The organism is Vibrio sp. YIC-376 (genome assembly GCF_052353105.1).
Classification (GTDB): domain Bacteria; phylum Pseudomonadota; class Gammaproteobacteria; order Enterobacterales; family Vibrionaceae; genus Vibrio.
Window position 1 is genome coordinate 275,481 of sequence record NZ_JBBWFK010000006.1, and the last position, 22,953, is coordinate 298,433.

Consider the following 22,953-nt stretch of genomic DNA (forward strand, 5'->3'; position numbering starts at 1 on the left):
CCAATTGTCCTAGAAACGTTATACGCGACGTTTCTTAGGTGGACGACAACCGTTATGAGGGATTGGTGTAGCATCAACAATATTAGTGATGCGGAAACCAGCGGCGTTCAGTGCACGAACAGTTGATTCGCGACCTGGACCAGGACCCTTAACCATAACTTCCAAGTTCTTTAGGCCGTATTCTTTAGCCATTTCAGCACAACGCTCAGCAGCAACCTGTGCAGCGAACGGAGTAGACTTACGAGAACCACGGAAACCAGAACCACCTGCAGTAGCCCATGCAAGAGCGTTACCTTGACGGTCAGTAATGGTTACGATTGTGTTATTGAAAGAAGCATGGATGTGCGCAACGCCATCTGCAACTTGCTTGCGTACGCGCTTACGAGCGCGAGTTGGTTGTTTAGCCATTGTACTCTACCTTCCCGACTATTTCTTGATCGGCTTACGCGGACCCTTACGGGTGCGAGCGTTGGTTTTAGTACGCTGTCCACGTAGTGGTAGACTGCGACGATGACGAAGACCGCGGTAACAGCCAAGGTCCATAAGACGCTTGATGTTCATAGATACTTCACGACGTAGATCACCTTCTACAGTGTACTTAGCTACACCATCACGCAGTTGATCGATCTGCTCTTCAGTTAGTTCACTGATCTTAACATCTTCAGCAATACCCACTTCAGCTAGGATAGCTTGAGAGCGAGTTTTACCGATACCGTAGATCGCTGTTAGAGCGATTACAGCATGTTTCTGATCAGGAATGTTAATGCCTGCTATACGGGCCATTATTCACTCCTAAGTGTTTCTATAAAAGAATTAGCCGCAGCAAAGCCCGTTATGGATACGCTGCGGGATACTACTTCTTTTGCACGCAAAAGGTAGGCCGAGGAATATACTCGACCTAACCTTCGTTTTCAAGTAAAAATTTCTGCTAATTAGCCTTGGCGCTGTTTGTGCTTTGGCTCACTGCAAATCACGCGAACGACACCGTTACGCTTGATTACTTTACAGTTACGGCAGATTTTTTTAACGGAAGCACGAACTTTCATTGCTAAACTCCGTAAATGAAACTGAGTCTACCGCCGGATTAACGGCCGTAGCCTTTCAGATTCGCTTTTTTCAACACAGAATCATACTGTTGAGACATCAGATGAGTCTGTACCTGTGCCATAAAGTCCATAATTACAACTACTACGATTAGTAGTGATGTACCGCCGAAGTAGAAACGTACGTTCCACGCGACCATCATGAACTCGGGAATCAGACAGATAAAGGTAATGTACAGTGCACCAGCAAGGGTTAAACGTGTCATCACTTTATCAATGTATTTCGCTGTCTGCTCACCTGGGCGGATGCCGGGTACGAATGCACCAGACTTCTTCAAGTTATCTGCTGTTTCACGAGGGTTGAATACCAACGCCGTGTAGAAGAAACAGAAGAAGATAATTGCTGCTGCATAAAGCATTACATACAGCGGTTGACCTGGGCTAAGAGCCAAAGACACGTCAGTTAACCAACCGAACATGCTGCTCTCACCGTTCTGACCAAACCACTGAGCCAGTGTTCCTGGGAACAGGATAATACTTGATGCAAAAATCGCCGGAATAACACCTGCCATATTAATTTTAAGTGGCAGATGCGAGCTTTGTGCAGCAAACACTTTACGACCTTGTTGACGCTTCGCGTAGTTAACAACGATTCTACGTTGACCACGTTCCATGAAAACAACGAAGTAAATGACTGCAAAAGATAATACCGCGATTAGCAACAGAAGAAGTACATGCAATTCACCTTGACGCGCTTGCTCGATTGTTTGACCGATTGCAGAAGGCAATCCAGCAACAATACCTGCAAAAATTAGCAACGAAATACCGTTACCAATTCCACGCTCTGTAATTTGTTCACCTAACCACATTAGGAACATGGTGCCGGTTACTAAACTTACGGTAGCAATTAGCGTAAACATGGTTTGGTTGATAACAACCAGATTGTCGACCATGTTTGGTAAGCCTGTTGCAATACCTATAGCCTGGAAAGTTGCAAGTACAAGCGTGCCGTAGCGTGTGTATTGGCTTATCTTACGACGGCCTGCTTCACCCTCTTTTTTGAGTTCAGCTAACGCTGGATGAACTACAGTTAGCAATTGGACAACAATAGATGCCGAAATATACGGCATGATGCCCAATGCTAATATAGATGCACGCGAAAGAGCACCACCGGAGAACATGTTAAACATTTCTACGATGGTACCTTTTTGCTGTTCGAACAAATCGGCAAGTACAGCAGCGTCAATACCAGGGATCGGCACAAAAGAGCCTGCTCGGAATACTAAAAGTGCACCAATTACGAATAATAAGCGCGACTTTAGTTCACTTAAGCCGCTCTGAGCACTACGAAAATCTTGTCCTGGTTTCTTAGCCATCTGTACCTCGTTCCTCGAGATTATTCCTCGATTTTACCGCCTGCAGCTTCGATTGCAGCTTGAGCGCCTTTAGTCACACGTAGACCTTTAACAGTCACAGCTTTGCTGATTTCACCAGAAAGAACAACTTTTACGAATTCGATGTTCTTAGTGATGATGTTAGCAGCTTTAAGGCTGTTTAGGTCAACCACGTCACCAGATACTTTCGCTAGCTCAGCTAGACGAACTTCAGCAGACACTAGGCTCTTACGAGAAGTGAAACCGAATTTTGGTAGACGTTGTTTCAGAGGCATCTGACCGCCTTCGAAACCTGGACGAACTTTACCGCCAGAACGTGATTTTTGACCTTTGTGACCACGGCCACCAGTTTTACCTAGGCCAGAACCGATACCGCGACCTAGACGCTTAGAAGCGTGCTTAGAACCAGCAGCCGGTGATAGAGTATTCAAACGCATTCTGATTACTCCTCAACTTTAACCATGTAGTAAACCTTGTTGATCATACCGCGTACGCACGGAGTATCTTCAAGTTCTACTGTGTGGTTGATTTTACGAAGACCTAGACCGCGCAAAGTAGCTTTGTGCTTTGGCAGGCGACCAATTGAGCTTTTAGTTTGAGTTACTTTAATAGTTGCCATGGTGTTCTTACTCCGAAATAGCTTCAACAGTTAGACCACGTTTAGCAGCAACCATTTCTGGTGACTTCATGCTACCTAGTGCATCGATCGTTGCACGAACGATGTTGATTGGGTTCGTAGAACCGTACGCTTTAGATAGTACGTTGTGTACACCAGCAACTTCTAGTACTGCACGCATCGCACCACCTGCGATAACACCAGTACCTTCTGCTGCAGGCTGCATGTAAACTTTAGAGCCCGAGTGGCGACCTTTCACTGGGTGGTGAAGAGTGCCTTCGTTTAGAGCGATCGTAGTCATGTTACGACGCGCTTTTTCCATTGCTTTTTGGATCGCAGCAGGTACTTCACGAGCTTTGCCGTAACCGAAACCTACACGACCATTACCGTCACCAACTACAGTTAGTGCAGTGAAGCTCATGATTCGACCACCTTTAACCGTTTTAGAAACACGGTTAACTGCGATTAATTTTTCTTGCAAATCATTCGCTTGAACTTGTTGTTCTTTAGCCATCTTCCAACCCTACCTTAGAATTTCAGACCAGCTTCGCGAGCAGATTCTGCTAGCGCCGCTACTCGACCGTGGTATTGGAAACCAGAACGATCAAATGCAACTGCAGTTACGCCTTTTTCAAGAGCGCGCTCAGCAACAGCTTTACCTACTGCTTTAGCTGCATCAACGTTACCAGTGTATTTCACTTGCTCACGGATCGCTTTTTCTACAGTAGAAGCTGCTGCGATAACCTCAGAGCCATTAGCCGCGATAACCTGTGCGTACACGTGACGAGGAGTACGGTGTACAACTAGGCGAGTCGCACCCAGTTCTGCAATCTTACGACGTGCGCGTGTAGCACGACGGATGCGAGATGCTTTCTTATCCATAGTGTTACCTTACTTCTTCTTAGCTTCTTTAGTACGCACATTTTCATCTGCGTAACGAACACCTTTACCTTTGTAAGGCTCAGGTTGACGGTAAGAACGAATGTCAGCCGCAACTTGACCAACTAGTTGTTTGTCACAACCAGTAAGTACGATTTCAGTTTGGCTTGGACATTCAGCTTGAATACCCGCTGGCAACTCGTGCTCAACTGGGTGTGAGAAGCCTAGTGTTAGGCCTACAGCGTTGCCTTTAATAGCAGCACGGTAACCAACACCTTTAAGAGTTAGCTTCTTAGTAAAGCCTTCAGTAACACCAACAACCATGTTGTTAACTAGTGCACGAGCAGTACCTGCTTGTGCCCAAGCGTTAGCAACGCCTTCTTTAGGACCGAAAGTTAGGTTGTTTTCTTCCTGAGCGATCACAACTGCATCGTTAAGAACGCGAGTTAGTTCGCCCTTAGCACCTTTTACAGTGATTTCTTGGCCGTTTAGTTTCACCTCTACGCCAGCTGGAATAGCGACAGGTGCTTTTGCAACACGAGACATAGTCTACTCCTTATTAAGCTACGTAACAGATGATTTCACCGCCAAGACCTGCTTTACGTGCAGCGCGGTCTGACATAAGACCCTTGGAAGTAGAAACGATTGCAATACCAAGACCACCCATTACAGAAGGAAGTTGATCTTTCTTCTTGTAAACACGTAGACCTGGACGAGAAACACGTTTAAGTTGCTCGATAACTGGTTTAGCTTGGAAGTACTTAAGGGTAACTTCTAGCTCAGGTTTTGCTTCGCCTTCAACAGCGAAGTCAGCGATGTAACCTTCAGCTTTTAGTAGTGCAGCAATTGCAACTTTAAGCTTTGAAGAAGGCATTTTAACAGCAACTTTGTTTGCTGCCTGACCGTTACGAACGCGGGTCAGCATATCCGAAATCGGATCTTGCATGCTCATATGATTTACTCCAAATGATTAAGTGGCAATTACCAGCTAGCCTTACGAAGACCCGGAATCTCGCCTTTCATGCAAGCTTCACGAACCTTAATACGGCTTAGACCGAACTTACGTAGGTAACCGTGTGGACGACCAGTTTGGTTACAACGGTTGCGCTGACGAGATGCACTTGAATCACGTGGAAGAGATTGCAGAGTAAGAACTGCGTTCCAACGATCTTCTTCAGATGCGTTTACATCGCTAATGATAGCTTTAAGCGCTGCACGCTTCTCAGCGAACTTAGCTACTAGCTTTGCACGTTTAGCTTCACGTGCTTTCATTGATTGTTTAGCCATAACAGTAACCCTTCACCTTACTTACGGAATGGGAAGTTAAAGGCAGCCAGCAGAGCACGGCCTTCCTCATCAGTACCAGCAGACGTCGTAATAGTGATGTCTAGACCGCGTACACGATCAACTTTATCAAAGTCGATTTCCGGGAAGATGATTTGCTCGCGAACGCCCATGCTGTAGTTACCGCGTCCGTCAAAAGACTTAGCGCTAACACCACGGAAGTCACGTACACGTGGAAGAGCGATGTTAATTAAACGCTCAAGAAAATCCCACATACGTTCGCCACGCAAGGTTACTTTACAACCGATAGGGTAGCCTTCACGGATTTTGAAACCTGCAACAGATTTACGCGCTTTAGTGATAAGTGGCTTTTGACCAGAGATCGTTGCCATATCAGATGCTGCGTTTTCTAGCAGTTTCTTGTCGTTGATTGCTTCACCAACACCCATGTTCAGGGTGATTTTCTCGATTCTAGGGACTTGCATGACGCTTGTGTAGCTGAACTGTTTGGTCAGTTCAGCGACTACAGACGACTTGTAGTAATCATGCAGTTTCGCCATAGTAGAACTCCAAATTACTTCTAATTAGTTAGAAACGATTTCGTTGTTAGATTTAAAGAAACGAACTTTCTTACCATCTTCGAAACGGAAACCGATACGGTCAGCTTTACCAGTAGCTGCGTTAAAGATTGCAACGTTAGAAACATCAATTGCTGCTTCTTGTTCAACGATGCCACCTTGTTGACCTAGAGCCGGTACAGGCTTTTGGTGTTTCTTAACAAGGTTGATACCTTCAACGATAACTTTACCGGTTGCTAGAACCTTAGTTACTTTACCTTTCTTGCCTTTGTCTTTACCAGCAAGAACGATTACTTCGTCATTACGACGGATTTTAGCTGCCATTTCTACGTGCTCCTTACAGAACTTCTGGAGCCAGTGAAACGATCTTCATGAACTTATCGCCACGAAGTTCGCGTGTCACAGGACCAAAGATACGTGTACCGATTGGTTGCTCAGATGTATTGTTTAGCAATACACAAGCATTTCGGTCGAAGCGAATGACAGAACCGTCAGGACGACGTACGCCTTTACGGGTGCGCACTACCACCGCCTTCAGAACATCACCTTTTTTAACTTTACCGCGAGGAATTGCTTCCTTCACAGTAACTTTGATGACGTCACCGATATGTGCATAACGGCGGTGAGAGCCACCCAGAACCTTAATACACATTACGCTGCGTGCGCCTGAGTTATCAGCTGCGTCCAGCATACTTTGCATTTGGATCATGTTAGTGCTCCGCTAAATATTAATAACTAGACCCATCACGGGTCGGGCTGCCTCTTTAAAAGGGACGCGAATTGTACCACCCTTTTTTGTGATTGGGTAGTCAAAAAATAAACGGCTCCAAAAATAATTTCTTGGAGCCGTTTCTTATCATAGAACAGTGAAGATTAGATCTTCGACTTTTCTACAACTTTTACCAAAGTCCAAGACTTAGTCTTAGACAGTGGACGACACTCTGCGATTTCAACAGTGTCGCCTAGGCCACACTCGTTGTTCTCGTCATGTGCATGTACTTTAGTCGTACGTTTAACGAACTTACCGTAAATTGGGTGCTTTACGAAACGCTCGATAGCAACAGTGATAGACTTGTCCATCTTATCGCTAACAACACGACCTGTTTGAGTACGTTTTACTTCGCTCATTATGCGCCTGCCTTCTCAGTCAAAACAGTTTTCACACGTGCGATATCACGGCGTACAGCTTTCAGAGTATGAGTTTGCTGTAGTTGACCAGTAGCAGCTTGCATGCGCAAGTTGAACTGTTCACGTAGCAAATTCATAAGCTCAGCGTTAAGCTCTTCAACGCTTTTCTCGCGTAGATCTTGTGCTTTCATCACATCACCTGCTTAGTTACAAATGTAGTTTTGAAAGGCAGTTTACGTGCCGCTAGACGGAACGCTTCACGTGCCAATTCTTCAGGTACACCACCCATTTCGTACATAACCTTACCAGGTTGGATTTGGGCTACCCAGTACTCAACGTTACCTTTACCCTTACCTTGACGAACTTCAAGTGGTTTTTCTGTGATTGGTTTGTCTGGGAACACACGGATCCAGATTTTACCTTGACGCTTAACGTGACGTGTCATTGCACGACGTGCCGCTTCGATTTGACGAGCAGTTAGACGACCACGGCCAACAGCTTTAAGACCGAATTCGCCGAAGCTTACATCAGTACCTTTAGCTAGACCACGGTTACGACCAGTCTGAACCTTACGGAACTTAGTACGTTTAGGTTGTAGCATCTGTCGACTCCTTACTTACGGCCTTTGCGCTGCTTCTTAGGCTTATCGCCTTTTGGCTCTACAGCGTTAGCTGCTGGCATACCGCCTAGGATCTCACCTTTGAAGATCCAAGTTTTAATGCCGATCACACCGTATTGAGTGTGAGCCGAAGAAGTTGCGTAATCAATGTCAGCACGTAGAGTGTGTAGAGGCACACGGCCTTCACGGTACCACTCTGAACGTGCGATTTCAGCGCCGCCTAGACGACCGCTTACTTCCACTTTGATACCTTTAGCGCCTAGACGCATTGCATTTTGTACCGCGCGCTTCATAGCACGACGGAACATAACACGACGCTCTAGCTGAGACGCGATGCTGTCACCAACAAGTTGCGCATCTAGTTCAGGCTTACGTACTTCAGCGATGTTAATTTGCGCTGGTACACCTGCAATTTTAGCTACAGCTGCGCGTAGCTTCTCAACGTCTTCACCTTTCTTACCGATAACAACGCCTGGACGAGCAGTGTGAATAGTCACACGGATGCTCTTAGCAGGACGTTCGATAACGATGCGTGATAGAGACGCTTTTTTCAGTTCACTTGTAAGGAACTGACGTACCTTGAAGTCGCCGTCTAGGTTGTCAGCGAAATCTTTGGTGTTAGCAAACCATGTAGCATTCCAAGGCTTAACGATGCCTAGACGAATACCATTAGGATGTACTTTTTGACCCATTGCTTACTCTCCTAGTCTCTAGCGATCTGCTACAACAACAGTGATGTGGCTTGAACGCTTCAAGATACGATCCGCACGACCTTTAGCACGAGGCATAATACGCTTCATGGTTGGGCCTTCATCTACAAAGATTTTTGCGACATTCAGATCGTCAATATCTGCACCTTCGTTGTGCTCCGCGTTAGCGATAGCAGACTCTAGAACTTTCTTAACTAGTGCAGCAGCTTTTTTGTTGCTGAACGTTAGGATTTCTAGAGCTTGGTCAACAGATTTACCACGGATTAGATCCGCAACTAAGCGAGCTTTCTGAGGAGAAATGCGAGCAAAGTTATGTTTAGCAACTGCTTCCATCATTTACTCCTTAGCGCTTCTTAGCTTTCTTATCCGCAGCGTGACCGCGGTAAGTACGTGTTGGTGCGAATTCACCCAGTTTGTGACCGATCATTTCATCAGTTACAAATACTGGTACGTGCTGACGACCATTATGGACAGCGATGGTCAAACCGATCATCGTTGGGATGATCATTGAACGACGGGACCAAGTCTTAATAGGCTTTTTGTCTCCGCTTTCCACCGCTTTCTCTACCTTCTTCAGCAAGTGTAGGTCAATAAAAGGACCTTTCTTGAGAGAACGTGGCATGGCGATTCCTCTTTATATAGATTACTTGTTACGACGACGTACGATGTACTTGTCAGTGCGTTTGTTCTTACGAGTCTTGAAGCCTTTAGTTGGCATACCCCAAGGAGATACTGGATGACGGCCACCAGAAGTACGACCTTCACCACCACCGTGTGGGTGATCAACTGGGTTCATTACTACACCACGTACGGTTGGACGTACGCCGCGCCAGCGTGAAGCACCAGCTTTACCAAGTTCACGTAGCATGTGCTCAGAGTTACCAACTTCACCGATCGTTGCACGACCTTCAGCTAGAACTTTGCGCATCTCACCAGAACGTAGACGGACAGTTACGTACGCACCATCGCGAGCGATGATTTGAGCGTAAGCACCAGCCGAACGAGCTAGCTGACCACCTTTACCAGGCTTAAGTTCAACGTTGTGTACTGTTGAACCTACTGGGATGTTACGCATTGGTAGAGAGTTACCAGCTTTGATAGGTGCATCAACACCTGACTGAATAACATCACCAGCTACAACACCTTTAGGTGCTAGGATGTAGCGACGCTCACCGTCTTTGTAAAGAACTAGAGCGATATTTGCGCTACGGTTTGGATCGTATTCAAGACGCTCAACTGTCGCTGGGATACCGTCTTTAGTACGTTTGAAGTCAACTAGACGGTAGTGTTGCTTATGACCACCACCGATGTGACGTACTGTAATACGACCGTTGTTGTTACGACCGCCATTCTTAGAGTTTTTCTCTAGAAGAGGTGCGTATGGCTTACCCTTGTGTAGGTCAGCGTTAACAACTTTAACAACGTGACGACGACCAGGGGAAGTCGGCTTACATTTAACAATAGCCATTCTTAACTACTCCTGTTATTCCGCGCCGCCAACGAAGTCAAGATCTTGACCTTCTTTCAAAGTAACGTACGCTTTCTTAACGTCGCTGCGGCGACCTTGGCGTAGACCTTGACGTTTGGTCTTACCCTTAGTGATAAGAGTATTTACAGACTTAACTTCAACTTCAAATAGCTTTTCTACAGCTGCTTTGATCTCTTTTTTAGTTGCATCTTTAGCTACTTTGAAAACGATAGTGTTCGCTTTCTCAGCTGCCATAGTTGCTTTTTCAGAGATGTGCGGTGCACGTAGAACTTTTAGGATACGCTCTTCAGTGATCATGCTAGCATCTCCTCAACTTGCTTAACTGCAGCTGCAGTCATTACAACTTTGTCGAACGCGATTAGAGAAACTGGATCAATACCAGCTACGTCACGTGCGTCAACCTTGTATAGGTTACGAGCAGCTAGGAATAGATTCTCATCTACTTCGCTAGTCACGATAAGAGCGTCTGTTAGCTCAAGCTCTTTAAGCTTAGCTACTAGCTCTTTAGTCTTTGGTGCTTCAACTGAGAAGTTATCAACAACGATTAGACGCTCTTGACGAACAAGCTCAGAAAGAATGCTCTTCATAGCACCGCGGTACATTTTCTTGTTTACTTTTTGGCTGTGATCTTGTGGTTTCGCAGCAAAAGTAACACCACCTGTACGCCAGATTGGGCTACGAATTGTACCAGCACGCGCACGGCCAGTACCTTTTTGACGCCATGGCTTAGCGCCACCGCCAGAAACTTCTGAACGTGTTTTTTGAGCACGAGTACCTTGACGAGCACCTGCTGCGTACGCAACAACTACTTGGTGTACAAGAGCTTCGTTAAACTCACGTCCGAAAGTAGTTTCGGAAACAGTTAGTGCATCAGCACCTTTAACCATTAGTTCCATTACTTACTCCTGAGACGTTATGCTTTAACAGCTGGTTTAACGATCACGTTGCCACCTGTTGAGCCTGGTACTGCACCTTTAATAAGAAGCAGATTGCGCTCAGCGTCAACACGTACGATCTCTAGGTTTTGAGTCGTTACACGCTCAGCACCCATGTGACCTGCCATTTTCTTGCCTTTAAATACGCGACCTGGAGTCTGACATTGACCGATAGAACCAGGAGCACGGTGAGACAATGAGTTACCGTGAGTCATATCTTGAGTACGGAAGTTCCAACGCTTAACAGCGCCTTGGAAGCCTTTACCCTTAGATGTACCAGTAACGTCTACTTTCTTAGTTTCGTTGAATAGTTCAACAGTTAGTTCAGCACCAACTTCGAACTCTTCGCCGTTTTCTAAACGGAATTCCCAAAGACCGCGACCAGCTTCAACGCCAGCTTTAGCAAAGTGACCTGCTTCAGCTTTGTTTACACGGTTAGCTTTCTTTGCACCAGCTGTAACCTGGATTGCAGCGTAGCCGTCAGTTTCAAGAGTTTTCACTTGAGAAACGCGGTTTGCTTCAACTTCAACAACAGTTACTGGGATAGAAACGCCGTCTTCAGTAAATACGCGGGTCATGCCCACTTTACGACCGATTAGACCAATCATTATTCTAATCTCCCTTAACCTAGGCTAATTTGAACGTCAACGCCCGCAGCAAGGTCTAGACGCATTAGAGCATCAACAGTTTTGTCTGTTGGCTCAACGATGTCGATTAGACGCTTGTGAGTACGGATTTCGTACTGGTCACGTGCTTTCTTGTTAACGTGTGGAGAGATAAGAACTGTGAAACGCTCTTTACGAGTTGGTAGTGGGATTGGACCACGAACCTGTGCGCCAGTGCGCTTAGCTGTTTCAACGATTTCCGCTGTAGAAGCGTCGATTAGTTTGTAATCGAAAGCTTTTAGGCGGATACGGATACGTTGGTTCTGCATGAGACAGAGCTCCAATAGTAAAAAATTACACAAACAATATCGCCACTCAGACTCGTCAAGACGAGAGAATGCCGATTGATTCATGTGAAACCGTAGCATCCAAGATTAGGACGCATTGTCAGTTAATTTTCGATTAACTATCCCTACATGCCAAAGTCACCTCTGGGGATAGTTTTTCCGAAGAAAAGATAGCTAATTGTATTAACCGCGAACATAAGCTGAGTCTACATTACCTAATAAACTATTGAGTTTATTAGCTCCTCACTGCTCATTGGTTCACAACTGGCTTAACCAGTGCGCTGCATTATACAGATCACACTTTAGGTTGCAAGACCTGAGTGAAAAATAATCGCAACTATTTTTAACTTGTTGTTTTTGAGTTTTAACTGACGGTTTTAGGGCCACCAGCCAGCTGCTTCATAAACAAAACGTTCATAAACAAAAAGGACGCCGAAGCGTCCTTTTCTTAAACTGTAATCGTAATAGCGTCTGCTATTATTTCTTACCGCTTGATAGTGCACCGAAACGCTTGTTGAAGCGATCAACACGGCCGCCTGTATCAACGATACGTTGCTTACCAGTGTAGAATGGGTGGCACTTGTCACATACGTCTAGGTGGATAGAATCTTTACCTAGAGTTGAGTTGAACTCAAACGTGTTGCCGCAAGAACAAGTAGCAGTTACTGCTTTGTATTCTGGGTGGATACCAGCTTTCATGGGATAACCTCAATAGTAGGCCGTGTCGCTATACGAGTCTAAGCCGTACACCACACGTAATTAATATTAAAAATGCGATACCGCATCAGCTTATTGCCGAAGCCATATCTCAAGGCGCGATATATTAATGAATCACATTGATAGGATCAACATATTTGGCAATTTTTTCGCCACTTTTTTATCCAGTCTATTTGTAATAGCCGCTTTCACGCACCGAAGATCGGCTTTACTCGAATTTTCCTACTGATTTTAATAGACTCTAAGCTTCTTTCCCTCTTTATATTACAGCTTGAAAACTATGCGTCCATCCATTGCGAGAGTGGCACTGCCCGTCCCACTCGATAAACAATTCGATTATGCCATCCCGGGACATCTGTTTCCGATTATTGGCGGACGTGTATCTGTGCCGTTTGGTCGCCAGACTCTGGTGGGTATTGTCACCGCAATGGTGAACCACTCTGATTTCCCTAAAGAACAACTCAAGCCCATTAAAGCGGTATTAGATTCTCAGCCAATCTGGTCAGACAAACTGTTCTCGTTGCTCACATGGTGTAGCCAGTTTTATCAATACCCATTGGGCGATACCCTTCACAACGCAATGCCGGCAGCTTTAAGAAAGGGCAAGCCTGCCGATTTTGCTACGTTGCAAGAATGGCAAATCACCGAATCTGGCAAAGACAAACTCATGCAAGGGCTCGGACGCGCCGTAAAACAACAGCGCGCACTACAAATGATGACTCATGGCCCTATTCCTCATCAGGAACTGGTTGAGCAAGAGATCACATCAAGCGTATTAAATACATTGGAAGAAAAAGGCTGGGTTGAACGAATAGAGAAGAAACCAGCCACATCCACATGGTCACACTCGGTAGAAAGTGACGTCGATAAGCCAAAACTCAATCATGAGCAGGCATTAGCCATTGCCAGCGTGAACAGTCAAAACGGGTTTGCCTGCTATTTATTAGAGGGCGTGACTGGCTCAGGCAAAACAGAGGTCTATCTCAACCTGATCAAGCCCGTATTGGAGAAAGGCAAGCAAGCATTAGTACTGGTTCCGGAAATCGGCCTTACGCCGCAAACCATTAACCGATTTAAACGTCGCTTCAATGTACCAGTTGATGTGATTCACTCGGGTTTAAATGAAACCGAGCGTCTAAATGCCTGGTTATCTGCTCGGGATAAAGCCGCAGGGATCATTATCGGAACCCGCTCTGCCCTGCTCACTCCCTTTGCCGAACTCGGTATTATTATCGTTGATGAAGAGCATGACTCGTCATACAAACAGCAAGATAGTTTACGCTACCACGCGCGCGATGTTGCAGTGATGCGTGCGCACAAAGAGCAGATACCTATCGTGCTGGGTTCTGCGACTCCCGCTCTAGAAACGCTGCACAATGCACTAACGGGTAAATATCACCATCTGACGCTCACTCAGCGTGCTGGCTCAGCGGTACCAACAACAAACAAAGTTCTCGATGTCAAAGGACAATATTTAGAAAGTGGTTTATCCGCATCTTTAATTGCAGAAATGCGTAAACACTTAAAAGCCGGTAATCAGGTAATGCTATTCCTTAACCGTCGCGGCTTTTCTCCTGCGCTTATGTGTCATGAGTGTGGCTGGATTGCAGAGTGTAAACGGTGCGATGCCTACTACACCTTCCACCAATACAGTAATGAAATACGCTGCCATCACTGTGGCTCGCAGCAGCCAGTGATTCATCAGTGTCAGGGATGTGGTTCCACTCAACTGGTGACCGTTGGTGTCGGTACTGAGCAGCTAGAACATCAGTTGGCGCAACTCTTTCCAGAATACAAAGCTATTCGTATCGACCGAGACAGCACTCGTCGCAAAGGCAGTTTAGAAGATGCCCTCGAGTCGATTCGCAAGGGCGACTACCAGATTTTAATAGGCACACAAATGCTCGCTAAAGGGCATCATTTTCCTAACGTCACACTCGTTGCTCTTTTGGATGTGGATGGATCTTTATACAGCAGTGACTTTCGTGCTTCTGAACGTCTCGCACAACTTTTCATTCAGGTTGCGGGACGAGCTGGGCGTGCGAGTAAACCCGGTGAAGTTATTTTGCAAACTCATCATCCAGAGCACAGTTTGTTGCAAGCACTGCTGCAAAAAGATTACCGACACTTCGCAATGAGCGCTTTAGAAGAGCGTAAACTGGCACAGCTTCCCCCGTACAGTTACCTGACTCTATTCAAAGCGGAAGCAAACCAAAGCGAATTGGTGGAGGACTTTCTGCGTCAAGTCCGTTTTACCCTCGAATCTCACCCATTATTTGATGATACTTGTATGGTGCTAGGCCCGACGCCTTCGCCCCTTGCTAAGCGAGCGGGTAAATATCGCTGGCAACTTTTGCTGCAAACGCAACATCGTTCCTTGATGCAAAAGTTATTAACCAGTGCCAAACCTGCTATTGAGTTGTTGCCTAATGCCAAAAAAGTACGTTGGAATTTAGACATAGAACCACAAGATCTCAGCTAGCAAACGTTTACTCATGTAATGAATTACCTTTTAATGTGATGGATATCACATTGTCATTACGATTTTTGTTAAACAGACCGTAACTTTCGCCATAGAAATGAATAGACTATCCAAATTAGTAAAGTCTTAAGTGCCTTGAAGCAAAAGACTTTAATTTAACTCCATGGCGATTCCCACAAGTTAAAGTGGTGTTCTAGCAAGAAACAAGCGCGTTATCTGACAAATAAACACCAAAAATGTAATGATAGGGCGTGAATTTATCTGTGCTAAATCACAGCGATTTCAATAAAGGAAATAACGTCATCTTGGCGAAATATTTGAGAGGTTAAAAACTATGGCGACAATGAAGGATGTTGCCCAACTTGCGGGAGTATCTACCGCGACGGTATCTCGAGCATTGATGAATCCAGAAAAAGTCTCGTCTTCTACGCGAAAAAGAGTTGAAGACGCAGTACTTGAGGCGGGTTACTCACCTAATTCGTTAGCACGTAATTTACGAAGAAACGAATCAAAGACTATTGTTGCTATCGTCCCAGACATCTGCGACCCTTACTTTTCTGAAATCATTCGTGGTATTGAAGATGCCGCAATGGAACACGGTTACCTCGTGTTGCTAGGTGATAGTGGTCAGCAGAAAAAACGCGAAAGCTCGTTCGTTAACCTGGTTTTTACTAAGCAAGCTGACGGGATGCTGCTGCTTGGTACAGACTTACCTTTTGACGTCAGTAAACCAGAACAAAAGAACCTGCCTCCAATGGTTATGGCCTGTGAGTTTGCTCCTGAGCTAGAGCTTCCAACAGTCCACATTGATAACCTGACCTCGGCATTTGAAGCCGTCAATTACCTGACTCAACTCGGTCATAAGCGTATTGCACAGATTTCAGGTCCTGATACCGCCGTATTATGCCAATTCCGTCAGCAAGGTTATCAGCAAGCACTGCGTCGAGCCGGCATCAATAAAGACCCTCAGTACAGCATCGTCACCGAATTCTCTTTTGAAGGCGGAGCAAAAGCCGTACGTAAACTGTTGGAACTGCCGGATCCACCAACCGCTATTTTCTGTCACTGTGACACTATGGCTATTGGTGCGATTCAGGAAGCGAAAAAGCTAGGATTGCGAGTGCCGCAAGATCTGTCGGTAGTGGGCTTTGATGACATCAACTTTGCTCAGTACTGCGATCCACCATTGACGACCATCTCCCAGCCTCGCTACGAGATTGGCCGACAAGCGATGCTAATGATGCTCGAACTTTTGAAAGGTCACGACGTACATTCAGGCTCACGTCTTCTGGAAACTAATTTGATCGTACGAGGAAGCGCAGCGCCTCCTCAACGCGCATAATTTTTCTCACCATTGGCGTGAGATGCTATCCATTCAAAGCGGTGCTAAATTTGCGCCGCTTTTTTGTATATGTATCTAACAAGATTACAGAAACAGGGTGTTTTCTGGTCTCATTCTGGATTAACATAATTGGAATAATACTTGATGACCAGAAGTAGCCGTGGCAAACAGAGATTATGTGAGACGGGGGCGCGGAACCCCAAAAAAGTCGACAAAAAAACAACCGTCTAGAAAGAAACCTTGGCGTAGCGGTCTACTGGCAATCGTGCTAGTGGGCGGTTTTGGTTACGGGCTCTACTTACTCAACAATGATCCGGAACCTCAGCCTGTTGCCGAGAAGCAGCCAACGACTCCAGTCAGCAAACCTAAGCCGAAGAAGGATTTACCACCACCACCGGAAGAAAAGTGGGAGTACGTGGAATCACTCCCTAAGCGTGAAGTCGAGGTGGTAGCAAAAGAGATTGAAGTTTCGAAGATCCCTTACGTAATGCAATGTGGCGCTTACAAGACTCAGGCTCAGGCTGATGAGCGAAAGTTGGCTATCGCCTTCCAGGGTTTGTCGAGCAAGATAGTCAAAAAAGAAGGTAGTTCTTGGTATCGGATCATTTTAGGTCCATACAAATTTAAGCGCGATGCTGAGAAAGATCGCCATAAGTTGCAACGAGCTAAAATCGAGCCGTGTGCGATTTGGAAAGAAAATTATTAAAAGAAGGGCCTAGGGAAAAATAGGTCCTAGATCCTAGAAGCGTCTGCGGTGAGTGCAGTAAGAAATGTCAGCTCACGTGCTCGCTGCTTTGGAATACAGAATACGGATTACAGGGTCCTAGGTAGCTAGGTCCTAGGTTTACTTGTTGAAACTTCCGTGCTTAAAATTCAGAGTATAGGGCGCTTCGCTTCTCGATTACAGAAAACAGGAAAGACAACGCTTGCGCGTATTCCGTATTCCGTATTCCGTATTCCGTATTCCAAGTGTTTTCCCTAGGACCTAGGATCCTATAACCTAGGTCCTCTATCTTTTCCCCCTTGAATCCCCTTTCCCCCTCCCCCATATACAGTGATACATCCAAAGAGAAATAATTAAGAGGTCGACTCGTGACTACCATTGTATCTGTACGTCGAAATAATAAAGTCGTCATCGCGGGTGATGGCCAAGTATCTCTAGGCAATACCGTAATGAAAGGTAACGCGCGCAAAGTTCGCCGCCTATACAACAACAAAGTACTTGCTGGTTTTGCTGGCGGTACAGCGGATGCCTTCACTCTTTTTGAACGCTTCGAAAGCAAGCTGCAAATGCACCAAGGCCACTTGACCAAAGCAGCCGTGGAGCTGGCAAAAGACTGGCGCAGCGATCGCGCGCTTCGCAGACTTGAAGCGCTTCTTGCTGTCGCAGACGAAACGGCATCTTTAATCATTACCGGTAACGGCGATGTGGTTCAGCCTGAAAATGACCTGATCGCGATCGGCTCTGGTGGTGCATACGCCCAAGCCGCAGCAACGGCACTGTTAGAAAACACAGACCTGGATGCGCGTGAGATTGCTGAAAAAGCATTGAACATTGCTGGCGACATTTGTGTATTCACAAACCACTACCACACTGTAGAAGAACTAGAATCAACTACAGAGCTGGCCGCACCAACCGAGTAATCGTAACGAAGTAAGGAAAGAATATGTCTGAAATGACCCCTCGCGAAATCGTTCATGAACTGAACCGCCACATCATTGGTCAAGACAAAGCAAAACGTTCGGTTGCGATTGCTCTTCGTAACCGCTGGCGTCGTATGCAGCTTGAAGAGAGCCTACGCGTAGAAGTAACGCCAAAAAACATTCTGATGATCGGCCCGACAGGTGTTGGTAAGACTGAAATCGCTCGTCGTCTGGCGAAGCTGGCCAATGCACCGTTCATTAAAGTAGAAGCAACGAAATTCACAGAGGTGGGTTACGTTGGTAAAGAAGTAGAAACCATCATCCGTGACCTGACTGATGTTGCGGTCAAGATGACTCATCAACAGGCGATGGAAAAAGTAAAATTCCGCGCTGAAGAACAAGCAGAAGAACGTATTCTGGATGCGCTACTGCCACCAGCTCGAGACAGCTGGGGTCAGGTTGAGCAAAAAGAAGAGACATCCAACACTCGTCAAATCTTCCGCAAAAAACTGCGTGAAGGCCAGTTGGACGATAAAGAGATTGAAATTGATATCGCTGCGCCACAAATGGGTGTAGAGATCATGGCTCCTCCGGGCATGGAAGAGATGACCAACCAGCTTCAGGGTATGTTCCAGAATCTGGCTGGTGACACTAAGAAAAAGCGCAAGCTGAAAATCAAAGATGCAATGAAAGCGCTTGCTGAGGAAGAAGCTGCGAAGCTGGTGAATCAGGAAGAACTAAAAGAAGCTGCGATTTTCAACGTTGAGAACAACGGTATCGTGTTCATCGATGAGATCGATAAGATCTGTAAACGCGGTGAAAGCTCGGGCCCGGACGTCTCTCGTGAAGGTGTTCAACGTGACCTGTTACCGCTAATTGAAGGTAGTACCGTATCGACTAAACACGGCATGGTAAGAACAGATCACATTCTGTTTATTACTTCTGGCGCATTCCAGGTGGCGAAGCCGTCTGACCTGATCCCTGAACTTCAAGGTCGTCTGCCAATTCGTGTTGAACTGGAAGCATTAAGCAGTAACGACTTCAAACGTATTCTGACTGAACCAAAAGCGTCTTTGACTGAACAGTACATCGCGCTGATGAAAACAGAAAACGTCGACATCGAGTTTACTGAAGATGGTATTAAGAAAATTGCCGAAGCAGCATGGACGGTAAACGAAACCACAGAAAACATCGGTGCTCGCCGCCTGCATACCGTCATGGAGCGTCTGATGGACGAAATCTCTTACGACGCGACAGAGCAGGCTGGTTCTAAGTTCGTGATTGACGCAGCTTACGTGCACGAGCGTCTGGGCGAAACTATTGAAGATGAAGATCTAAGCCGCTTTATTCTTTAAGTTTGAGGATCTAGGGCCTAGGTTATAGGTCCTAGATCCTAGATGTCATTGCTGTAATTCAAGCGAAAAACGTTTGCTCAAATGCTCGCTTTCTTGAATACAGATTACTGAATACAGAGCGCTGCGCTTACCGAAAAGCCCCCCCCTTGCGCCTTACCTTGAGGCCGTCATTCCGAGGAGTCATAGCGACATCAGGAATCTAATATCAGCTAACTTTGAGTCGCGATAGAGAATACCGTCTCAGCAGGCACTCCTAGAACCTAGGATCCTAAAACCTAGGACCTTCTGTTCCCCCTGACTTTCATTGACTTGCTTTAGGTCAATAGCGTATCTGCTTCTTTGTGCTTATACTGGACAAATCGGTTACTAGCACGAAATATCCATGAAACAATCTTTACAGATCTGGCTTGATGCCGCTCGTCCAAAAACATTACCGCTGGCATTAGTTTCTATTCTTACCGGCAGCGCCCTCGCATATTCAGCGGGTCAGTTCTCATTAACCATTTCCATCATGGCTTTTGTGACGGCTACGCTACTGCAGATTCTTTCGAACCTGGCCAATGACTACGGCGACGCCGTAAAAGGCACAGATAATGAAAAACGTCTGGGCCCGCTGCGCGCTATACAGTCCGGTGCGGTAAGTACCAAACAGATGAAACAAGCAATAATCTTTAATATCGTGCTTACCGTCTTTTCTGGACTCATCTTAGTGTTTTACTCACTAAGCTCTTTGGAAAGTATCCTGACCTTCATTGGATTGGGCATACTTGCCATTCTAGCTGCAGTGGCTTATACCATGGGCAGCAAACCCTACGGCTATGTCGGATTAGGCGACATTTCAGTATTCCTGTTCTTTGGCTTGCTTGGTGTATCAGGCACTTACTTTCTTCATACTGGTCATGTTGATACCACACTTTTCCTGCCAGCCCTCGGTTGTGGCTTGCTCGCCGTTGCAGTGCTGAACATCAACAACATGCGTGACATTGATAATGATCGCGAATGCGGCAAACGTACCGTCGCTGTTCGTCTGGGTCAGCATAAATCAAAACAATACCACTTCATTCTATTGGGCGGGGCTATACTCGCTTTCGCTGCGTATCTGCTAATACAGAGCAAACCCGTTTGGATTAGCCTGCCATTCTTGTTGAGTATTTATTTTGTCGCTCATCATGGCAAAGCAGTATGGGAAACCCAAAAGCCCGCACAAATCGCACCGATGATGCCGGTCATCGTAAAATGCTCTCTTGTTACTAACGTTTTATTTGCAACAATTGTGGTAGCTCAAACTCTGGTAAGTTAAAAAAGATTTGTCATTGCATTGACTTAATGCCTAGATATACTCAAAGACAACCAGTTTCTGTTTAGAAAGGTACGTTATGGAATACAACACCTCAGCACTCTGTGACATTTATCTCGAGCAGGTAGATGTGGTTGAACCTATGTTCAGTAACTTTGGCGGTCGCGCTTCGTTCGCCGGTCAAATTACCACTATCAAGTGTTTTGAAGACAATTCGCTGATACGGGAAACGTTAGAGCAAGATGGACTCGGACGCGTATTGCTAATTGACGGTGGCGGTTCCTTGCGTAAAGCCCTTGTTGATGCGGAAATCGCAACCATTGCAGAAGAAAACGAATGGGAAGGTCTGGTCGTATACGGCTGTGTACGTGAGCTCGACGAACTTGAAGACATGAATCTTGGCATTCAGGCGCTGGCTTCAATCCCAGTCGGTGCGTCTAGCCAAGGTATTGGCGAGTATGATGTGCCTGTAAACTTTGGTGGCGTAAGTTTTCTACCTGAGGACTACATCTACGCAGACAGCACAGGCATCATCTTGTCTCCAGAACCGCTAAATATTGACCTGGAGTTGGATGAGACAGAGGAAGAAATATTAGAGGTTCTTGATCCTAGGGATTAAGGCTAGAACATAAGGTCCTAGATCCTCGGGGACTAGGTCCTAGGTGTGTTTGCGGTTAGTAAAGTGATAAACGCTAAGTTTGGTTTTGCAGTTTTAGAATACGGATTACAGAGTACTGAAAAGTTGACTTTTTACTCCGTAATCCAAACAAGCTCTATCTAGGACCTAGGATTCTAGAACCTAGGCCCTTATTTCGCTTGGCTTATTCCACTTCTTCCATTTTGCCAAGAAGTGCGCGAATACGCTCTTGCCACTGTGCGTGCTCTTGTTGAGCTTGCTCAGCTTTTTGCTCTAGCTCTTCACGTTGAGAGCGAAGTTCGTTCGCTTCTGCTTCTAGTTTTACTTTATCTTCTTTCAGCTCTTCCACTTCCATCTGAAGAAGAGTGATTGTGTCAACTGCAGTTTGAATTTTAGATTCTAGTTGTGCTAATACTTCAAAAGACATCTTGGCCTACCTATGTTGTTCCGTTGGGATGATGCACGAGACAGGCGCGCACCTTACCTATATAAGGTTCATTCTACTCAGCGTCGCGACGAGAAACACTCACTATATTCGATATTTCGCATCATTCGGTTAAAAAACCGGCGCAATCTCACTAAACGCTGACTTTTCTTATCAGCGAAGTATTTTTGAGCAAGGTATTTGCGTCTCGCCACGGCAAAAACTGACTCAGTATTGATCAAATTCAATTTACCCAAAGTAAAAGCTTGGCAAAAAAGCAAACGTTTAATCATCGATATGATAGAATCGCCGCGCAAATTCTTCTTCCCTCTGCTTACTTGGAGACATCATGAAACGTGATTTAGCAATGGCATTTTCCCGTGTTACTGAAGGTGCAGCACTGGCTGGTTACAAATGGCTTGGTCGCGGCGATAAAAACGCAGCGGACGGTGCGGCCGTTGAGGTTATGCGCGCACTACTGAACAAAACAGAGATTAGTGGTGAAATTGTCATTGGCGAAGGCGAAATTGATGATGCGCCAATGCTATACATCGGTGAGCTAGTGGGAATCGGTGGTGATGAGGTCGATATTGCAGTAGACCCTATTGAAGGCACTCGCATGACAGCAATGGGACAATCGAATGCATTGGCTGTACTTGCTGCTGGAGAAAAAGGCAGTTTCCTAAAAGCGCCAGATATGTACATGGAAAAACTGGTGGTTGGCCCAGGTGCAAAAGGCGTGATCGATTTAGAAAAGCCGTTGAAAGAAAACCTGGAAAACGTCGCTAAAGCGCTGAATAAAACACTGGATACCCTAGTAGTAATCACACTGGCAAAACCTCGCCACGACGATGTCATCGCAGAAATGCAGGCGATGGGTGTGCGCGTATTCGCAGTGCCAGATGGTGATGTCGCTGCTTCTATCCTGACTTGTATGCCAGACAGTGAAGTTGACGTCATGTACTGCATTGGTGGCGCACCTGAAGGCGTAGTTTCAGCCGCAGTGATTCGCGCACTTGACGGTGATATGCATGGCCGCTTGCTACCTCGTCATGAAGTAAAAGGGAATACTGAAGAAAACCGTATCTACGGCGCGGCAGAGCTAAAACGTTGTGAAGAGATGGGCGTTAAGGCAAATGTCGTGTTGAAGATGGAAGACATGGCACGCAGCGACAACGTAGTATTCTCAGCGACCGGCATCACTAAAGGTGATCTGCTGGAAGGCATTACTCGTCAGGGCAATATTGCGACGACTGAAACCCTGCTTATTCGTGGTCGCTGCCGCACAATTCGCCGTATCAAGTCAATCCACTACCTGGAACGTAAAGATCCAGAAGTTCGCGATATTATTTTATAAAAGATGAGGGCCTAGGGATTAGGTTCCTAGGCCCTAGGTTTACTCGCTGGGACTATTGTGCCCGATCAAGC

35 protein-coding genes are annotated in these 22,953 nt (G+C 46.0%); 8 read left to right on the top strand and 27 right to left on the bottom strand.

The genetic code is table 11. From position 1 onward, the window contains the following. Nucleotides 1-18: 18 nt before the first annotated feature. From rpsK to rpmE, 26 genes are all read right to left on the bottom strand, one after another. Nucleotides 19-408, bottom strand: a complete 390-nt coding sequence (gene rpsK / locus WJM94_RS13620) for a 30S ribosomal protein S11 (protein WP_001118870.1) — start codon at nt 406-408, stop codon at nt 19-21. An 18-nt stretch (nt 409-426) separates the two neighbouring features. Next, on the bottom strand, nt 427-783 hold the full coding sequence (gene rpsM, locus WJM94_RS13625) for a 30S ribosomal protein S13 (RefSeq protein ID WP_005450559.1): 357 nt from the start codon (nt 781-783) through the stop codon (nt 427-429). 149 nt (nt 784-932) lie between these two features. Further along, the gene (gene rpmJ / locus WJM94_RS13630) at nt 933-1,046 is read right to left on the bottom strand and encodes a 50S ribosomal protein L36 (RefSeq protein ID WP_000868186.1); all 114 of its coding nucleotides are present in this window, start codon (nt 1,044-1,046) and stop codon (nt 933-935) included. 38 nt (nt 1,047-1,084) lie between these two features. Further along, on the bottom strand, nt 1,085-2,419 hold the full coding sequence (gene secY / locus WJM94_RS13635; RefSeq protein ID WP_444494748.1) for a preprotein translocase subunit SecY: 1,335 nt from the start codon (nt 2,417-2,419) through the stop codon (nt 1,085-1,087). Between the two features lie 20 nt (nt 2,420-2,439). Further along, on the bottom strand, nt 2,440-2,874 hold the full coding sequence (gene rplO, locus WJM94_RS13640; RefSeq protein WP_444494749.1) for a 50S ribosomal protein L15: 435 nt from the start codon (nt 2,872-2,874) through the stop codon (nt 2,440-2,442). Nucleotides 2,875-2,879: 5 nt separating this feature from the next. Continuing rightward, on the bottom strand, nt 2,880-3,056 hold the full coding sequence (gene rpmD / locus WJM94_RS13645) for a 50S ribosomal protein L30 (RefSeq protein WP_000201159.1): 177 nt from the start codon (nt 3,054-3,056) through the stop codon (nt 2,880-2,882). Between the two features lie 7 nt (nt 3,057-3,063). Further along, a complete protein-coding gene (rpsE, locus tag WJM94_RS13650) occupies nt 3,064-3,567 on the bottom strand; it encodes a 30S ribosomal protein S5 (protein WP_005435090.1) in 504 nt (167 codons plus the stop codon). A gap of 14 nt (nt 3,568-3,581) precedes the next feature. Then, nucleotides 3,582-3,935 carry a 50S ribosomal protein L18 gene (gene rplR / locus WJM94_RS13655; RefSeq protein WP_005435088.1) on the bottom strand — a complete coding sequence of 118 codons (354 nt, stop codon included), beginning with the start codon at nt 3,933-3,935 and terminating at the stop codon, nt 3,582-3,584. Nucleotides 3,936-3,944: 9 nt separating this feature from the next. Further along, the gene (gene rplF / locus WJM94_RS13660; protein WP_444494750.1) at nt 3,945-4,478 is read right to left on the bottom strand and encodes a 50S ribosomal protein L6; all 534 of its coding nucleotides are present in this window, start codon (nt 4,476-4,478) and stop codon (nt 3,945-3,947) included. Nucleotides 4,479-4,491: 13 nt separating this feature from the next. Next, a complete protein-coding gene (gene rpsH, locus WJM94_RS13665; RefSeq protein WP_444494751.1) occupies nt 4,492-4,884 on the bottom strand; it encodes a 30S ribosomal protein S8 in 393 nt (130 codons plus the stop codon). Nucleotides 4,885-4,913: 29 nt separating this feature from the next. After that, entirely contained in the window at nt 4,914-5,219 is a 306-nt protein-coding gene (rpsN, locus tag WJM94_RS13670) for a 30S ribosomal protein S14 (protein ID WP_005455658.1), read from the bottom strand. Between the two features lie 17 nt (nt 5,220-5,236). Continuing rightward, on the bottom strand, nt 5,237-5,776 hold the full coding sequence (rplE, locus tag WJM94_RS13675) for a 50S ribosomal protein L5 (protein ID WP_005455660.1): 540 nt from the start codon (nt 5,774-5,776) through the stop codon (nt 5,237-5,239). A 24-nt stretch (nt 5,777-5,800) separates the two neighbouring features. Further along, nucleotides 5,801-6,118 carry a 50S ribosomal protein L24 gene (gene rplX / locus WJM94_RS13680; RefSeq protein ID WP_010445323.1) on the bottom strand — a complete coding sequence of 106 codons (318 nt, stop codon included), beginning with the start codon at nt 6,116-6,118 and terminating at the stop codon, nt 5,801-5,803. A 13-nt stretch (nt 6,119-6,131) separates the two neighbouring features. After that, nucleotides 6,132-6,503 carry a 50S ribosomal protein L14 gene (gene rplN / locus WJM94_RS13685; protein WP_444494752.1) on the bottom strand — a complete coding sequence of 124 codons (372 nt, stop codon included), beginning with the start codon at nt 6,501-6,503 and terminating at the stop codon, nt 6,132-6,134. Nucleotides 6,504-6,667: 164 nt separating this feature from the next. After that, nucleotides 6,668-6,922 (bottom strand): 30S ribosomal protein S17, encoded by a 255-nt coding sequence (rpsQ, locus tag WJM94_RS13690; protein WP_444494753.1) that lies wholly within the window; start codon nt 6,920-6,922, stop codon nt 6,668-6,670. After that, nucleotides 6,922-7,113: a 50S ribosomal protein L29 gene (gene rpmC, locus WJM94_RS13695; RefSeq protein WP_005379576.1), complete on the bottom strand. Its 192-nt coding sequence runs from the start codon at nt 7,111-7,113 to the stop codon at nt 6,922-6,924. The genes rpsQ and rpmC overlap by 1 nt, the downstream gene beginning before the upstream one ends. Then, nucleotides 7,113-7,523 (bottom strand): 50S ribosomal protein L16, encoded by a 411-nt coding sequence (rplP, locus tag WJM94_RS13700; protein WP_005379577.1) that lies wholly within the window; start codon nt 7,521-7,523, stop codon nt 7,113-7,115. Before rplP ends, rpmC begins: the two co-directional genes overlap by 1 nt. An 11-nt stretch (nt 7,524-7,534) precedes the next feature. Then, the gene (gene rpsC / locus WJM94_RS13705) at nt 7,535-8,233 is read right to left on the bottom strand and encodes a 30S ribosomal protein S3 (RefSeq protein ID WP_005383161.1); all 699 of its coding nucleotides are present in this window, start codon (nt 8,231-8,233) and stop codon (nt 7,535-7,537) included. A gap of 18 nt (nt 8,234-8,251) precedes the next feature. Beyond that, nucleotides 8,252-8,584, bottom strand: coding sequence for a 50S ribosomal protein L22 (rplV, locus tag WJM94_RS13710; RefSeq protein WP_140246622.1), 333 nt, complete (start codon nt 8,582-8,584; stop codon nt 8,252-8,254). A gap of 10 nt (nt 8,585-8,594) precedes the next feature. Continuing rightward, the gene (gene rpsS / locus WJM94_RS13715) at nt 8,595-8,873 is read right to left on the bottom strand and encodes a 30S ribosomal protein S19 (protein ID WP_004394525.1); all 279 of its coding nucleotides are present in this window, start codon (nt 8,871-8,873) and stop codon (nt 8,595-8,597) included. 21 nt (nt 8,874-8,894) lie between these two features. Beyond that, complete coding sequence (gene rplB / locus WJM94_RS13720; RefSeq protein WP_444494754.1) at nt 8,895-9,719, bottom strand: 50S ribosomal protein L2; 825 nt, start codon at nt 9,717-9,719, stop codon at nt 8,895-8,897. A 15-nt stretch (nt 9,720-9,734) separates the two neighbouring features. Further along, on the bottom strand, nt 9,735-10,037 hold the full coding sequence (gene rplW, locus WJM94_RS13725; RefSeq protein WP_004398471.1) for a 50S ribosomal protein L23: 303 nt from the start codon (nt 10,035-10,037) through the stop codon (nt 9,735-9,737). Continuing rightward, the gene (gene rplD, locus WJM94_RS13730) at nt 10,034-10,636 is read right to left on the bottom strand and encodes a 50S ribosomal protein L4 (RefSeq protein WP_211915506.1); all 603 of its coding nucleotides are present in this window, start codon (nt 10,634-10,636) and stop codon (nt 10,034-10,036) included. The genes rplW and rplD overlap by 4 nt, the downstream gene beginning before the upstream one ends. Before the next feature lie 17 nt (nt 10,637-10,653). Continuing rightward, nucleotides 10,654-11,283: a 50S ribosomal protein L3 gene (gene rplC, locus WJM94_RS13735; protein ID WP_334554631.1), complete on the bottom strand. Its 630-nt coding sequence runs from the start codon at nt 11,281-11,283 to the stop codon at nt 10,654-10,656. Nucleotides 11,284-11,297: 14 nt separating this feature from the next. Then, entirely contained in the window at nt 11,298-11,609 is a 312-nt protein-coding gene (gene rpsJ, locus WJM94_RS13740; protein WP_004410492.1) for a 30S ribosomal protein S10, read from the bottom strand. Nucleotides 11,610-12,104: 495 nt separating this feature from the next. Then, entirely contained in the window at nt 12,105-12,326 is a 222-nt protein-coding gene (rpmE, locus tag WJM94_RS13745; RefSeq protein WP_444494755.1) for a 50S ribosomal protein L31, read from the bottom strand. Nucleotides 12,327-12,624: 298 nt separating this feature from the next. Between rpmE and priA the strand changes: the two genes are divergently transcribed. From priA to rraA, 7 genes are all read left to right on the top strand, one after another. Further along, the gene (priA, locus tag WJM94_RS13750; protein ID WP_444494756.1) at nt 12,625-14,826 is read left to right on the top strand and encodes a primosomal protein N'; all 2,202 of its coding nucleotides are present in this window, start codon (nt 12,625-12,627) and stop codon (nt 14,824-14,826) included. A 334-nt stretch (nt 14,827-15,160) separates the two neighbouring features. Continuing rightward, complete coding sequence (gene cytR, locus WJM94_RS13755) at nt 15,161-16,168, top strand: DNA-binding transcriptional regulator CytR (protein WP_444494757.1); 1,008 nt, start codon at nt 15,161-15,163, stop codon at nt 16,166-16,168. A gap of 160 nt (nt 16,169-16,328) precedes the next feature. Beyond that, the gene (locus WJM94_RS13760) at nt 16,329-16,874 is read left to right on the top strand and encodes an SPOR domain-containing protein (protein WP_444494758.1); all 546 of its coding nucleotides are present in this window, start codon (nt 16,329-16,331) and stop codon (nt 16,872-16,874) included. A gap of 386 nt (nt 16,875-17,260) precedes the next feature. Beyond that, a complete protein-coding gene (gene hslV / locus WJM94_RS13765; protein ID WP_444494759.1) occupies nt 17,261-17,812 on the top strand; it encodes an ATP-dependent protease subunit HslV in 552 nt (183 codons plus the stop codon). Nucleotides 17,813-17,835: 23 nt separating this feature from the next. After that, nucleotides 17,836-19,167: an HslU--HslV peptidase ATPase subunit gene (hslU, locus tag WJM94_RS13770; RefSeq protein WP_444494760.1), complete on the top strand. Its 1,332-nt coding sequence runs from the start codon at nt 17,836-17,838 to the stop codon at nt 19,165-19,167. A gap of 382 nt (nt 19,168-19,549) precedes the next feature. After that, nucleotides 19,550-20,467, top strand: coding sequence for a 1,4-dihydroxy-2-naphthoate polyprenyltransferase (locus WJM94_RS13775; RefSeq protein ID WP_444494761.1), 918 nt, complete (start codon nt 19,550-19,552; stop codon nt 20,465-20,467). A 76-nt stretch (nt 20,468-20,543) separates the two neighbouring features. Then, entirely contained in the window at nt 20,544-21,083 is a 540-nt protein-coding gene (gene rraA, locus WJM94_RS13780) for a ribonuclease E activity regulator RraA (RefSeq protein ID WP_444494762.1), read from the top strand. 202 nt (nt 21,084-21,285) lie between these two features. On the opposite strand, the gene zapB is transcribed toward rraA, so the two are convergent. After that, nucleotides 21,286-21,528: a cell division protein ZapB gene (zapB, locus tag WJM94_RS13785; protein ID WP_444494763.1), complete on the bottom strand. Its 243-nt coding sequence runs from the start codon at nt 21,526-21,528 to the stop codon at nt 21,286-21,288. 346 nt (nt 21,529-21,874) lie between these two features. On the opposite strand from zapB, the gene glpX reads away from it, so the two are divergent. Then, nucleotides 21,875-22,882, top strand: coding sequence for a class II fructose-bisphosphatase (gene glpX, locus WJM94_RS13790; RefSeq protein WP_444494764.1), 1,008 nt, complete (start codon nt 21,875-21,877; stop codon nt 22,880-22,882). The last annotated feature ends 71 nt before the right edge of the window (nt 22,883-22,953 follow it).